This window comes from Bradyrhizobium algeriense (genome assembly GCF_003062295.1).
In the GTDB taxonomy this organism is placed as follows: domain Bacteria; phylum Pseudomonadota; class Alphaproteobacteria; order Rhizobiales; family Xanthobacteraceae; genus Bradyrhizobium; species Bradyrhizobium algeriense.
The window spans coordinates 565,994-578,946 of sequence record NZ_PYCN01000001.1 but is presented as its reverse complement, the minus strand read 5'-3'; the positions used below and the strand labels follow the sequence as shown (position 1 = coordinate 578,946).

Below are 12,953 nucleotides of genomic sequence, written 5' to 3'. Positions count from 1 at the left end.
CCTCAGGAGATGTCCATGTCAGACGATGTCGTCATCGTCAGCGCCGCCCGCACCCCGGTCGGCAGTTTCAACGGCGCGTTCGCCACCATGCCTGCCCATGACCTCGGCGCCGTCGCCATCAAGGCCGCGCTTGAGCGGGCCGGCATTGAGCCTGGCCGCGTCTCCGAAGTCATCATGGGCCAGATACTGACGGCAGCCCAGGGCCAGAACCCGGCCCGCCAAGCCTCGATCGCCGCCGGTATTCCGGTAGAAAGCCCGGCCTGGGGCGTCAACCAGCTTTGCGGCAGCGGTCTGCGCACGGTGGCACTGGGCTATCAGGCGCTGCTCAACGGCGATTCCGAAATCGTGGTCGCCGGTGGCCAGGAATCCATGAGCATGGCCCCGCACGCGCAGTATCTGCGCGGCGGCGTCAAGATGGGCGGCCTCGAACTGGTCGACACCATGATCAAGGACGGCCTGTGGGACGCCTTCAACGGCTACCACATGGGCAACACTGCCGAGAACGTCGCTCGCCAGTATCAGATCACCCGCGCGCAGCAGGACGAGTTCGCGGTTCACTCGCAGAACAAGGCCGAGGCGGCGCAGAAGGCCGGCAAGTTCAAGGACGAGATCGTCCCCGTCACCATCAAGACCCGCAAGGGCGATATTATCGTCAGCGACGACGAATATCCGCGCCACGGCGCCACCCTCGACTCGATGGCGAAGCTGAAGCCCGCGTTCGAGAAGGACGGCACCGTCACCGCCGGCAGCGCGTCCGGCATCAATGACGGTGCCGCCGCGGTGGTGTTGATGACCGCCAGGCAGGCCGCCAAGGAAGGCAAGAAAGTGCTCGGCCGCATCGTGTCGTGGGGCCAGGCCGGCGTCGATCCCAAGATCATGGGCACCGGGCCGATCCCCGCGTCCCGCGCCGCGCTGAAGAAGGCTGGCTGGAACATCGGCGATCTCGACCTGATCGAGGCCAACGAGGCATTCGCGGCGCAGGCCTGCGCGGTCAACAAGGACCTCGGCTGGGATACCGGCAAGGTCAACGTCAATGGCGGCGCGATCGCGATCGGCCACCCGGTCGGCGCATCAGGCGCGCGCGTGCTGGTGACGCTGCTGCACGAGATGCAGAAGCGCGATGCCAAGAAGGGCCTCGCCACGCTGTGCATCGGCGGCGGCATGGGCATCGCGATGTGCATTGCACGCGACTGAACTAAAGGCAGAGTGACTGGTTGAATGATGAAAAGATCATCTCGCAACCGCAGCTCGAATTGGTAAAGATGAAATGCCCGGTCTCGCGCCGGGCATTTTCATCTTGCGCAAGTGTTTCCAAGAGCGCTTGAAAAACAAGAGCGCTTGAAAACTTGAAGATTGAGTTTCGTCAAAAGACCGGAGCAATTCCGGCGTAGAAAAAAGACCACCAAGGAGGACTACGACATGGCACGTGTTGCATTGGTTACGGGGGGGACGAGGGGCATTGGCGCGGCGATCAGCAAGGCGCTGAAGGCTGCGGGCTATACGGTGGCGGCGAGCTACGCCGGCAACGACGCTGCGGCCGAAAAATTCAAATCCGAGACCGGCATCCCCGTCTACAAATGGGACGTCAGCTCGTTCGATGCCTGCGCGGCCGGCGTCAAGCAGGTCGAAGCCGATCTCGGTCCGGTCGACGTGCTGATCAATAACGCCGGCATCACCAAGGACGGCGCCTTCCACAAGATGACGCTCGATCAGTGGAACGCGGTCATCAACACCAATCTCGGCTCGCTGTTCAACATGACGCGCCAGGTGATCGAAGGCATGCGCGCCCGCAAATTCGGCCGCGTCATCAACATCTCCTCGATCAACGGCCAGAAGGGCCAGTTCGGCCAGGTCAATTATTCCGCGGCCAAGGCCGGCGACATCGGCTTTACCAAGGCGCTCGCGCTGGAGAACGCCAAGGGCGGCATCACCGTGAATGCGATCTGCCCCGGCTACATCAACACCGAAATGGTGCAGGCGGTGCCGAAGGAGGTGCTTGAGAAAAGCATCCTGCCGCTGATCCCGGTCAATCGCCTCGGCGAGCCCGAGGAAATCGCCCGCGCGGTGGTGTTCCTCGCCGCCGACGAGGCCGGAGGCATCACCGGCTCGACCATGACGGTCAACGGCGGTCAGTACATGGTGTGATGGCGCGCTCGTCATTGCGACGAGGCGTTGTGTGAAAAAGTCGTCATGCCCGGGCTTGTCCCGGGCATCCACGTCTTTACAAACAGCGACAAGAAAAGACGTGGATGGCCGGGACAAGCCCGGCCATGACGAGAGAACTCTGCCCATGACTCCCCGCACCGCCACGCTGATCGGACTGACCGCGATCCTGATGTGGTCGCTTTTGTCGGTGTTGACGGTCGCCACCGGGAAGATTCCCGCATTCCAGCTCGCCGCGATGACATTTGCGATCGGCGCGGCGGTGGCGTTCGCCAGCTTCCTGTTCCGGCCCTCTGCCTTCAATGCGCTTAGGCAGCCGCCGATCGCCTGGGTCGTCGGTGTCGGCGGCCTGTTCGGCTATCACGCGCTGTATTTCCTCGCGCTGCGCTTTGCGCCGCCCGCGGAAGCCGGCCTGTTGAACTATCTCTGGCCACTCCTGATCGTGCTGTTCTCCTCGCTGCTGCCGGGCGAGCGGCTGGCACCGCATCACATCATCGGCGCCGTGTTGGGTCTGGCCGGAACGGTACTGCTGTTCGCCGGCAACACCGGCAGCTTTACGCCGGGCCAGATCCCGGGCCTGGCCGCAGCCTTCGTCGCCGCCTTTGTGTGGGCGGCCTACTCGGTGATGTCGCGCAAGCTCAAGGCGGTGCCGACGGATGCGGTGGCAGGCTTCTGTCTCGCCACTGCGCTGCTGGCCGCGCTCGTCCATGGCATGGTCGAGACCACGGTGTGGCCTGAGACGGTTGGGCAGTGGCTGGCAATCATTGCGCTCGGCGTCGGCCCCGTGGGGGTCGCGTTCTTCGTCTGGGACATCGGCATGAAACGCGGCGATATCCGCGTGCTCGGCGCCGCGTCCTACGCGACGCCATTGCTGTCGACGACATTTCTGATTCTCGCCGGCTTTGCGCAGCCGACCGCCACGATCGCCATCGCCGCGATCCTGATCGCCGGCGGCGGCCTGATCGCGGCGAAAGATATGGTGTGGAAAAAGATGTAGGATGGGTAGAGCGAAGCGAAACCCATCATGCTTCGGCATGCCACGGTTGATGGGTATCGCTTCGCTCCACCCATCCTACGAAGAGGGCTGCCATCCCTTCGGCGCCATCTCGAATTTCGCAAACTCGAACCCAGGCGCCACGGTGCAGCCGACCAGGGTCCAATCGCCAGTACTCTCGGCGGCCTGCCAGGCGTGCGGTGGCACGATCGCCTGTGGCGCTTCGCCGGCTACGAGATCCGCGCCGAGCTTCACGCTGCGTTGGCCTTTGTCGTCGGCGATCTGCAGGGTCAGCGTCGCGCCGGCATAATAGTGCCAGGTCTCCACGGCATCGACGCGATGCCAGTGCGAGCGTTCGCCGCGGGCCAGCAGGAAATAAATCGCGGTCGATCGCGAGCGTCCGTCGGCATCCACGCTCACGTCGCGAAACGTCTCGCGATAGTGCCCGCCTTCCGGATGCGGCTTGAGGTCCAGCCGCGCGATGATCTCGGCGGCGTCGTGCGGCAGCGCCATCAGGATTTGTTCTTGCGTTCGCGGAGTTCGCCGAACACCTCGGCCGCGCCGGCGCCCTTCATGTGCAGCTTCGCCGCCACCGACGGTTCGTCAGCGCGCAGGAACACGTTGGCTTGCTTTTCCTCGCCCAGCAGCACCGGGATCGTCGGCTTGTTTTCCGCACGCAGCCGCGTCACTTCTTCGGCGCGCGCCTTCAGCGCGGGGTTATCGCCGTCGACTGTGAGCGCGAACTTGACGTTCGATGCCGTATACTCATGGCCGCAATAGAGTTTGAAATCGTCCGGCAGCGCGCGCAGCTTCAACAGCGAATCCCACATCATGGGATAGGTGCCCTCGAACACCCGGCCGCAGCCGATCGAGAACAACGTGTCGGCGGCAAACACCGCCTTTTCGGTGTCGAATACGTAGGAGATATGATCGAGCGTATGGCCGGGCGTTTCCAGCACCCGCGCCAGCAGGCTGCCCACCTTGATCACGTCGCCATGGGCCGCGCGCAGGTCGACATTGGCGATCTTGGTGGATTTGTCGTTGGGGGCGACGACCCGGCAACTATATTTCTGCTTCAGTTCGGCGACGCCGCCGACATGGTCGTGATGGTGGTGGGTGACGAGGATATCCGTCAGCGTCCAGCCCTCGCGCTCCAGCGCCTTGATGATCGGGCCGGCTTCCGGCGCGTCGATCGATGCGGTGGCCTTGGTCGTGGGATCGTGGATCAAATAGCCGAAATTGTCGTTGAGGCAGGTGAAGGTGCGAATTTCTGCGGCCATGATAGCTCCGTGATTAAGGCTTTCAACGCCCCAGTAATTCCAAAGAAATATGGCGTTAACGCTCACGCGGCAATGCCATTTTCGAAGCGCCCAGACGAAACACGGTGTGGTAGATTACGTCCATGACCATCGACGTCATCGATCTCCGCGATTTCTATTCGCAGCGCCTCGGCATCGTGGCGCGGCAGTTGATCAACCGCGGCATCCGGGCGCGCTGGCCCGATGCGGCCGGGCAGCGCGTGCTCGGGCTCGGCTACCCGACGCCCTATCTCGGCCTGTTTCGCGAGGATTCCGAACGCTGTATCGCCTTCATGCCGGCAGCACAGGGCGTCTTGAAGTGGCCGACGGGGCGGCCTGCGCTGGCTTCCCTGATCGACGAATTCTCGATGCCATTGCCGGACGCTGCAGTCGACCGCATTCTGCTGGTCCACGCGCTGGAAATGTCCGACGATCCGGAAAGCTTGCTGCGCGAAGTATGGCGGATACTGGCACCATCCGGCCGCTTGATCGCGGTGATTCCGAACCGGCGCGGCGTGTGGACGCGCACCGACAACACGCCGTTCGGTCACGGCCGGCCCTATTCGCGCGCGCAGATCACGCAATTGCTGCGGCAGACCTGGTTCACGCCGGCTTCGTGGGGCGAGGCGCTGTTCCTGCCGCCGGTCGGCAATAGCTGGTTCCTGCGCTCCGCGATGGCGTGGGAGCGCGTCGGCGCCGCGCTGTCGCTGCCGTTCGCGGGCGTCCATATCGTGGAGGCGACCAAGCAGGTCTATCGCGCGATCCCCGCGGGCCGCGAACGCACGCGGCTGATTCCATCGCTGGAGCCGGTGCTGGTGCCGTCGTCGACGGCGACAAGGGATAAGGCGTAGTCTCAGTGGTCGTCCCTGCGAACGCAGGGACCCATAACCACAGGCGGTATTTGTTTGAAAGATCGTCGACCTGCGTGCCTCAGATGAAAGGCCGCGGCGTATGGGTCCCCGCGTTCGCGGGGACGACGAGATACCGAGAGTTGCCGCTACCTACTCATTCCCCGGATTGAAATCTTCGCTGGGCGCGGCAGGTGCGGCTATGCCCTCGGGACGCGGACCGTGCGGCCGGCGGCGCCGGCGCGGGAAACGCTCGCCGCCACGGCCCTCTTCATACCCGCCGGGCGTGCCGTTCACCTGCGGCTGCGGGCCGGTGATGAAGGAGGGCAGGCGATCGACGCCGCCGGTGTCGGCAATCACCGGCTGCGGCTGGGGTTGCGGCTGATATTGCGGTTGCGGACGGTGCTCGCGCTCGCGATGGTGTTCGCGCGGCTGCTGGTCGCGCTGGAAGGGCTGGCCGTCGCCGCGCTGCTCGCGCGGATTGTTGTCGCGGACGTAAGGCTGTGGCTGCTGCGGGACGAAGCCCGGCTCCTGGCCGAAATGCGAGAAGCTCTCGCCGTCGTCGTCGCCGTCTTCCGTCACCGGCTGCATTTCGGTATCGACGCGCGGCTGCGGCTGGTTCTGCCGGAATTGCTCCTGCGCGGCTGCGATCAGGCGGAAATAATGTTCGGCGTGCTGGTAGTAGTTCTCGGCCGCGACCGGGTCGCCGGAAGAGCGCGCGTCACGCGCCAGCTGAACGTATTTCTCGGCGACGTGCGAGGCGGTGCCGCGGATCTTGATATCGGGCCCGTTCGATTCGAACACCCGGGTCATCGGGTTTTGACCGCGCCGGTTATTATTGTTGTTGTTGCTATTGTTATTATTCCGGTTACGCATCCGCTTGTTGTTCTGACCGTTTCTCATGTCTCGCCTTTATTCCAGCCCTGAAGTTAATGCAGTTGCCGTCGTAGCCTGATCCGACCCGGCGCGCGTTCAGACGCACCGAATCACGATGCCGTTCAGATTCATGTCGTCGATGTCGCCAACCGTCGCGTTCAGCAAAGACGCGTTCCCCAACCGGCGGCGTACAACGCCCGCCGGACCAAATCGTTCAGCCTGCCAAAACCAGCCCAATCGTCTTGCGTGACGACTTTGCGTGACCAGCTGTTGCGTAAGTCTTCAAGCGCAATATCAGGCTTTCGTTCGCTTTACGGTCGAGAGCAGCACAGCTCCAGCTATTGCGCTCAATTCGACCTGCTTTTGGAACCTTTCACTCGGCGGGCTCTCGTTTCGAGAACTCTGGCCTCACCCGCATCGTCTTACGGGGCCAGCAACCCTGGACCGATGTTGTGGCCGGAACGTAGTCGTTCCCGGGGAATATTCCAAGGGGTTTTTTTGCGTTTCAAAAGGACTTTATCGGGCCATTTTGTGACCCGCGACGGCCCTCGGAATGCCCGCCAGGTCGGTTTTGGGGGCTGTCACAGGCATTAACCCTGCGGTCGCCATCAGGGCCTGGATAGGGCCGCTTTGGCCTTGTCCGGCTTCCACAACGAGGGGGGCGCCCGCTGCCAGAAGGCGCGCCGCCTGGGGGATTAGGGCGCGGTAGGCATCCAGCCCGTCGGCGCCGCCATCGAGCGCGGCCGGCGGATCATGATTCCGCACCTCTGCCGCCAGCCCATCGATATCCGCCGTGCGGATATAGGGCGGATTCGAAACGATCAGATCGAACGGCCCGATTAGTCCGCTTGCATAATCGCACGCGATGAACGTCGCGCGATCCGATAGCCCTGCGCGCGCTGCATTGGCTCCGGCGGTTTGCAAGGCGGCTTGCGAAATGTCGGTCCCGAATCCTTGCGCCGCCGGCAATTCGGACAGCAGCGCCAGAAGAATTGCGCCGGTGCCGGTGCCGAGGTCGGCGATGCGCAACGGGCGATCGAGGTCGCCATCGGCGCGCAGCAGCTCCAGCGCCAGTTCGACTACCGTCTCGGTATCGGGCCGCGGCACCAGTGTCGCGGATGAGAGCTGCAGCGGCAGGCCCCAAAATTCCTTCTCGCCGAGAATGCGCGCAACCGGCTCGCCCGCGAGACGACGGCGCGCGAATTCCTCGAGGCGGGCCGATTCGTCCGGGGTGAGTTGGCGGCGTGCGGCCGATATCAAGCCGGTCAGGTCGAGGCCAAGTGCATGGCCTGTCAGGAGCCGCGCGTCGAGTTCGGCGGATTCGATGGCGGCGGTTTTGAGTCGCGCGGTGAGCATGCGCCGTGCGGCTTCGACGGTTTGGCCAGCGAAATCCGTCATGCGGCGTTCTCGCGCAAATCTCTCCACACGTCGTCCCTGCGAACGCAGGGACCCCGAGCGTGAGCGCAAGTGCGCTCATCGCGGCCCCGCGGCCTTGCGGTTGAGGCAGTGTGAGTTGATATCTTCCGTTGCAACGAACGGCTGTGGTTATGGGTCCCTGCGTTCGCAGGGACGACATCGAAACTGTTGATGGGTCCCCGCGTTCGCGGGGACGGCAGCCGGATGGTCCTCACGCGGCCGCGCCTTGCGCAGCAAGCTGGGCGGCCTGATGCTCGGTGGTCAGCGCGTCGATCAATTCGCCCAGCGCCTCGCCCGCGATCACCTGCGGCAATTTGTAGAGCGTCAGGTTGATGCGGTGGTCGGTGACGCGGCCTTGCGGGAAATTATAGGTGCGGATGCGCTCGCTTCGGTCGCCGGAGCCGACCTTCTCCTTGCGATCCGCGGAGCGCACCGCATCGACGCGCTGGCGCTCGGCGTCATAGATGCGCGAGCGCAGGATGTTCATCGCGGAGGCGCGGTTTTTATGCTGCGAGCGGCTGTCCTGCATCATCACGACAATGCCGGTCGGAATATGGGTGATGCGGATGGCTGACTCGGTCTTGTTGACGTGCTGGCCGCCGGCGCCCTGCGCGCGCATGGTCTCGATCCGCAGATCGTCGTTCTTGATGTCGACATCGACGTCCTCGACCTCGGGCAGCACGGCGACCGTTGCCGCTGAAGTGTGAATGCGTCCCTGCGTTTCGGTGTCGGGCACGCGCTGCACGCGGTGCACGCCGGATTCGAATTTCAGCTTGGCGAACGCGCCGCGGCCCTGCACTTCGGCGATGATTTCCTTGTAGCCGCCCATGGTGCCTTCGGAGGCCGAAATCACCTCGACCTTCCAGCCCTGCAGGCCGGCAAACCGTTCATACATGCGGAACAGGTCGCCGGCGAACAGCGAGGCTTCGTCACCGCCGGTGCCGGCGCGGATTTCCAGCATCACGTTGCGGTCGTCCATGGCGTCCTTGGGCAGCAGCGCCACGCGGATCTTCTGCTCCAGTTCGGCTGTGCGCGCCTGCAGCGTTTCGAGTTCGGCTTCGGCCATGCTGCGCATTTCGGCATCGGTGGCGGCATCCGCCAGCAGCGATTCGGCGCCCGCAATCTCGGCCCGTGCCGCGCGATAGTCTTTCACCGCGTCGATCAGCGGGTTGAGCTCGGCGAGCTCGCGCGTGATCTGGACGTATTTCTCGGAATTCACCTGGCCCAGCAACTCGGCTTCGAGCGAGGCGTGGTGGGCGAGCAGGATATCGAGTTTGGCTTCGGGTAGCATGGCGTTGTTCTCAGGGCAGCGGATGCGGACGGCTAAGTTGTCGGGACCGAGCCTCGCTACAACGACAGCCCCTCGGCTTCCGCGAATTCCGTCAGTTTCTTCCGGATCGAGACGCTGCCGGCCGGCGCGTCGAGCAGCGGCATGAGGACAGCTTCGGCCTTCTTGGCGTCGAGGTCGAGGATCATGGCCTTCACAGGACCGTGCGCGGTGGCGGATAGCGACAGCGAGCGGTAACCCAGCGCAATCAGCGCCAGCGCGCCAAGCGGCTTTGAAGCCATCTCGCCGCAGAGCGACGCCGCCTTCTTCGCCGACTGCGCCTTGCGCACGATGTCGCGCAGCGCACGCATGATCGGCGCCGACATGGTGTCGAACCGTTCGGAAACCTTGGCGTTGCCGCGATCGACCGCGAACATGAACTGGAACAGATCGTTCGACCCGACCGAAACGAAATCGACCTTCTTCAGGAGCTCGTCGAGCTGATAGAGCAGCGCCGGCACCTCTATCATGGTGCCGACGTCGATACGTTCCGGCAGTGCATGGCCGTGCTGGCGCAAATAGGTCAGCTCGCGCTCGACAATCGCCTTGGCCTGGTCGAATTCGGCGACATCGGAAATCATCGGGAACATGATCTTCAGCGCGCGGCCGCCGCCGGCCCGCAGCAACGCGCGGATCTGGCCGCGCAATAGCCCCGGCCGGTCCAGCCCGAGCCGGATCGCCCGCCAGCCGAGCGCGGGATTTTCCTCGACCACGGTCTCCATATAGGGCAGCGCCTTGTCGCCGCCAATATCGAGGGTGCGGAACGTCACGGGCTTGGAGCCGGCGGCGTCCAGTACGGTGCGATAGAGCGCCAACTGGTCGGAGGATCGCGGCAGGCTCTGGCCGACCATGAACTGCAACTCGGTGCGGAACAGCCCGATGCCGGCGCTACCGGTGTCGTCGATATGCGGCAGGTCGATCACGAGGCCCGCATTGATCATCAGTTCGACCGGCTGGCCATCCTTGGTGATGCAGGGCTTGTCGCGCAGCGCCGCATACTGCGCCTGCCGCCGCGCGCGGAACCGCACCCGCTCGGCATAGGCCGATTCGATCTCGGCCGAGGGGCGGACATAGATCGAGCCCGAAGTGCCGTCGACGATGATGGCGTCGCCGGGATCGGCGATGCCGGGCGCGTTCGGCACCTCGCCGACGGCGGGGATACCGAGCGCGCGCGCCACGATCGAGACGTGGGAGTTCGCGGTGCCTTCCTCCAGCACCAGGCCGCGCAGCCGTTTGCGGTCGTAGTCGAGCAGCGCCGCAGGTCCCATCGCGCGCGCGATCAGGATGGCGTTCTCGGGAAGCTGCTCGCGCGACGGCGCGTGATCCTGCCCCACCAATTGTCGCATCAGGCGATGGCCGAGGTCTTCCAGATCGTGCAGGCGGTCGCGCAAATAGGGATCGGTCGAGCGCAGCATGCGCGCGCGGGTATCGGATTGCACGCGTTCGACGGCGGCTTCCGCGGTGAGGCCGGTGGCGACCGCCTCGTGCAATTTGTGCGACCAGCCGTGGTCGTTGGCGAACATCCGGTAGGCTTCGAGCACGTCGCGGTGCTCGCCGCCGTCGGCGACGTCGCCGCGCTCCAGCATGCGGTCGAGGTCGGCGCGCAGCTTGGTCAGCGCCGCATCCAGCTTCTTGATTTCCTTCGGCAGGTCTTCGGCGATGTAGTTGGTGATGACGACGCGCGGCTCGTGCAGCACGACATGGCCGAGCGCGATGCCGTCGGAGAGGATCGCGCCTGTCTTGTGCAGGGAATGCCGCGCCGCCGGTTCCGCGCCGGGTTGTGCCAGCGCCGCCAGTTCGCCGGAGGCGATCATTTCCGCCAGCACCATGGCGGTGGTCTGCAGCGCCTCGACCTCTTCCTCGACATAGGTGCGCTTGGCGCGGTTCTGGACGACCAGCACGCCGAGCGTGTTGCCGGCCCGCAGGATCGGCACGCCGAGGAACGAATGGTAGATTTCTTCGCCGGTCTCGGGGCGGAACGAGAAGGCCGGGTGGTTTTGCGCGTCCGAGAGGTTGAGCGGGCTCGCCTCGCTGGCGACCAGGCCGACGAGGCCCTCATGCGCGTTCAGCACCGTTCGGTGCACCGCGTCACGGTTCAGACCTTCGGTGGCATATAGCTCGAGCGTGTTATCGATGCGCAGCACGTAGCAGGAGCAGACCTCGGCCACCATGTTGGCCGCGATCAGCACCACGATCTTGTCCAGGCGCTCCTGCGCCGAGACCTTCTCCGCCATGGTTTCGCGGAGCCGTCTCAACAAGACGCGGGGGCCTCCCGACGTGCTCCGCATGTGCTGATATCCTCCCCCGCGAGTCCAGCCTGCCGGGTGGCCGGCAGCTGGCGTGAAACGCACGAAACACTACAATTTTATTCATTCGGCGCGACCGCAGGCACCTGATCCCGGCCGAATCGGGATCGCCAAAACCGTGGCGCAGTTTGCGGCAACCCACCTCACAGGCCGTATAGCCAATCGAGGCTTGTTTTGCCAAGCAAAACGCTTGCCAGAAGCAATAACGTATGTGTCAGAGCCGATGCTGCGCCAGCGAAGTGCATGGTCTGCCAAAACGCCTCCGGTTTGGCGATCAGATCATGCGCTAAATTTGAGAGAAAATCGTTCTAAGCCTGGTCGAGCCCGTAGAGCGTGTGCAGCGTGCGCACCGCAAGTTCGGTATAGGCGGCGTCGATCAGCACCGAAAACTTGATCTCGGAGGTGGTAATGGCGCGGATGTTGATATTGCGCTCGGACAACGCCTTGAATGCCTTCGCCGCGACGCCGGCATGGCTGCGCATGCCGCTGCCGATCACGGAAACCTTCGACACGTCGGTGGCACTGTCGAGCCTGATATAGCCGATCTTGCCCTTTGACGAGGTAATGGTGTCGCGGGCGCGGTTATAGTCGGAGGCCGGAACGGTGAAGGTAAGATCGGTGGTCTTGCCGTCCTCGGAGACGTTCTGGACGATCATGTCGACATTGATGTTGGCATCCGCCAGCGGCCCGAAGATCGCGGCGGCAACGCCGGGCTTGTCCTCGATCTGGCGCAGGGAAATCTGGGCTTCGTCCTTGGTGAAGGCGATGCCGGTGACGACGTGGCTTTCCATGATTTCCTCCTCGCTGCAGATCAGCGTGCCCGGCGGCGTGCCGTGCGGGTCGATGTCCTCGGGCTTGTCGAAACTGGAACGGACGAACACGGGCATGTTGTGCACCATGCCGAGTTCCACCGAGCGCACCTGCAGGACCTTGGCGCCCAGCGACGCCAGTTCCAGCATATCCTCGAAGGCGATCTTGTCGAGCCGCCGCGCCTTGGGAACCACCCGCGGATCGGTGGTGTAGACGCCGTCCACGTCGGTATAGATGTCGCAGCGGTCGGCGCGGATCGCGGCCGCAATGGCCACCGCCGAGGTGTCCGAGCCGCCGCGCCCGAGCGTGGTGATTCGGTTGGTCTGCGGATTGATGCCCTGAAAGCCGGCAATGACGGCGACTTCCTTGCGATCCTTGAAGCGGGCACTGATCTCGGTGCCGTCGATCTCCAGAATCCGCGCCGAGGCGTGGGCGTCGGAGGTCTTGATCGGGATCTGCCAGCCCTGCCAGGAGCGGGCCTGGATCCCCATGCCCTGCAACACGATCGCGAGCAGGCCCGAGGTTACCTGTTCGCCGGATGCCACCACGGCGTCATATTCCCGCGCATCATGCAGCGGCGAGGCGTCGCGGCACCATTCCACCAGCTCGTTGGTCTTGCCGGCCATGGCCGACACGACGATGGCGACATCGTGTCCGGCATCGACTTCGCGCTTGACGTGACGCGCGACGTTGCGGATTCGATCGATGTTGGCGACGGACGTACCGCCGAATTTCATCACGAGGCGGCCCATAACGACGCGTGCATTCCCTGTGAGGATAAGTTAGGTGACCCGTACGGAAAGTGGAGCGCCCGGGCCGAAAGCGGCGTATACATAGCGGCGCGGTCCGGAGCAAGCAACCAGCTTCGTTTTCGGCCCAAAAATGGCGCAAATGGCTGTGGTAGCGGGTTAATTC

The 12,953-nt window shown here is 64.2% G+C and carries 11 protein-coding genes; 4 read left to right on the top strand and 7 right to left on the bottom strand.

The window, feature by feature from the left end; genetic code table 11:
• The first annotated feature begins 15 nt into the window (after positions 1-15).
• From C7G61_RS02755 to yddG, 3 genes are all read left to right on the top strand, one after another.
• Positions 16-1,194 (top strand): acetyl-CoA C-acetyltransferase, encoded by a 1,179-nt coding sequence (locus C7G61_RS02755; protein ID WP_108512501.1) that lies wholly within the window; start codon positions 16-18, stop codon positions 1,192-1,194.
• 225 nt (positions 1,195-1,419) lie between these two features.
• On the top strand, positions 1,420-2,145 hold the full coding sequence (gene phbB / locus C7G61_RS02750) for an acetoacetyl-CoA reductase (protein WP_108512500.1): 726 nt from the start codon (positions 1,420-1,422) through the stop codon (positions 2,143-2,145).
• 145 nt (positions 2,146-2,290) lie between these two features.
• Positions 2,291-3,160 carry an aromatic amino acid exporter YddG gene (gene yddG, locus C7G61_RS02745; protein ID WP_108512499.1) on the top strand — a complete coding sequence of 290 codons (870 nt, stop codon included), beginning with the start codon at positions 2,291-2,293 and terminating at the stop codon, positions 3,158-3,160.
• Positions 3,161-3,235: 75 nt separating this feature from the next.
• On the opposite strand, the gene C7G61_RS02740 is transcribed toward yddG, so the two are convergent.
• Positions 3,236-3,670 carry a cupin domain-containing protein gene (locus tag C7G61_RS02740; RefSeq protein ID WP_420836727.1) on the bottom strand — a complete coding sequence of 145 codons (435 nt, stop codon included), beginning with the start codon at positions 3,668-3,670 and terminating at the stop codon, positions 3,236-3,238.
• Positions 3,670-4,437 (bottom strand): hydroxyacylglutathione hydrolase, encoded by a 768-nt coding sequence (gloB, locus tag C7G61_RS02735; RefSeq protein ID WP_108512498.1) that lies wholly within the window; start codon positions 4,435-4,437, stop codon positions 3,670-3,672. The genes C7G61_RS02740 and gloB overlap by 1 nt, the downstream gene beginning before the upstream one ends.
• Positions 4,438-4,559: 122 nt before the next feature.
• Between gloB and C7G61_RS02730 the strand changes: the two genes are divergently transcribed.
• Positions 4,560-5,306, top strand: a complete 747-nt coding sequence (locus C7G61_RS02730) for a methyltransferase domain-containing protein (RefSeq protein ID WP_108512497.1) — start codon at positions 4,560-4,562, stop codon at positions 5,304-5,306.
• 150 nt (positions 5,307-5,456) lie between these two features.
• On the opposite strand, the gene C7G61_RS02725 is transcribed toward C7G61_RS02730, so the two are convergent.
• The 5 genes from C7G61_RS02725 to C7G61_RS02705 all read right to left on the bottom strand — a co-directional run bounded on the left by C7G61_RS02725 (position 5,457) and on the right by C7G61_RS02705 (position 12,790).
• Positions 5,457-6,206 (bottom strand): DUF4167 domain-containing protein, encoded by a 750-nt coding sequence (locus tag C7G61_RS02725; protein ID WP_108512496.1) that lies wholly within the window; start codon positions 6,204-6,206, stop codon positions 5,457-5,459.
• 489 nt (positions 6,207-6,695) lie between these two features.
• The gene (gene prmC, locus C7G61_RS02720; protein ID WP_108512495.1) at positions 6,696-7,577 is read right to left on the bottom strand and encodes a peptide chain release factor N(5)-glutamine methyltransferase; all 882 of its coding nucleotides are present in this window, start codon (positions 7,575-7,577) and stop codon (positions 6,696-6,698) included.
• 229 nt (positions 7,578-7,806) lie between these two features.
• A complete protein-coding gene (gene prfA, locus C7G61_RS02715; RefSeq protein ID WP_108512494.1) occupies positions 7,807-8,886 on the bottom strand; it encodes a peptide chain release factor 1 in 1,080 nt (359 codons plus the stop codon).
• A 56-nt stretch (positions 8,887-8,942) separates the two neighbouring features.
• Entirely contained in the window at positions 8,943-11,210 is a 2,268-nt protein-coding gene (gene ptsP, locus C7G61_RS02710) for a phosphoenolpyruvate--protein phosphotransferase (RefSeq protein WP_108512493.1), read from the bottom strand.
• Positions 11,211-11,536: 326 nt separating this feature from the next.
• The gene (locus C7G61_RS02705) at positions 11,537-12,790 is read right to left on the bottom strand and encodes an aspartate kinase (protein ID WP_108512492.1); all 1,254 of its coding nucleotides are present in this window, start codon (positions 12,788-12,790) and stop codon (positions 11,537-11,539) included.
• Between the last annotated feature and the right edge of the window lie 163 nt (positions 12,791-12,953).

Excerpts from the sequence above, each read along its gene's own strand:
- C7G61_RS02755 (WP_108512501.1), top strand. The coding sequence starts at position 16 with ATGTCAGACGATGTCGTCATCGTCAGCGCCGCCCGCACCCCGGTCGGC.
- phbB (WP_108512500.1), top strand. The coding sequence starts at position 1,420 with ATGGCACGTGTTGCATTGGTTACGGGGGGGACGAGGGGCATTGGCGCG.
- yddG (WP_108512499.1), top strand. The coding sequence starts at position 2,291 with ATGACTCCCCGCACCGCCACGCTGATCGGACTGACCGCGATCCTGATG.
- C7G61_RS02740 (WP_420836727.1), bottom strand. The coding sequence starts at position 3,670 with ATGGCGCTGCCGCACGACGCCGCCGAGATCATCGCGCGGCTGGACCTC.
- gloB (WP_108512498.1), bottom strand. The coding sequence starts at position 4,437 with ATGGCCGCAGAAATTCGCACCTTCACCTGCCTCAACGACAATTTCGGC.
- C7G61_RS02730 (WP_108512497.1), top strand. The coding sequence starts at position 4,560 with ATGACCATCGACGTCATCGATCTCCGCGATTTCTATTCGCAGCGCCTC.
- C7G61_RS02725 (WP_108512496.1), bottom strand. The coding sequence starts at position 6,206 with ATGAGAAACGGTCAGAACAACAAGCGGATGCGTAACCGGAATAATAAC.
- prmC (WP_108512495.1), bottom strand. The coding sequence starts at position 7,577 with ATGACGGATTTCGCTGGCCAAACCGTCGAAGCCGCACGGCGCATGCTC.
- prfA (WP_108512494.1), bottom strand. The coding sequence starts at position 8,886 with ATGCTACCCGAAGCCAAACTCGATATCCTGCTCGCCCACCACGCCTCG.
- ptsP (WP_108512493.1), bottom strand. The coding sequence starts at position 11,210 with ATGCGGAGCACGTCGGGAGGCCCCCGCGTCTTGTTGAGACGGCTCCGC.
- C7G61_RS02705 (WP_108512492.1), bottom strand. The coding sequence starts at position 12,790 with ATGGGCCGCCTCGTGATGAAATTCGGCGGTACGTCCGTCGCCAACATC.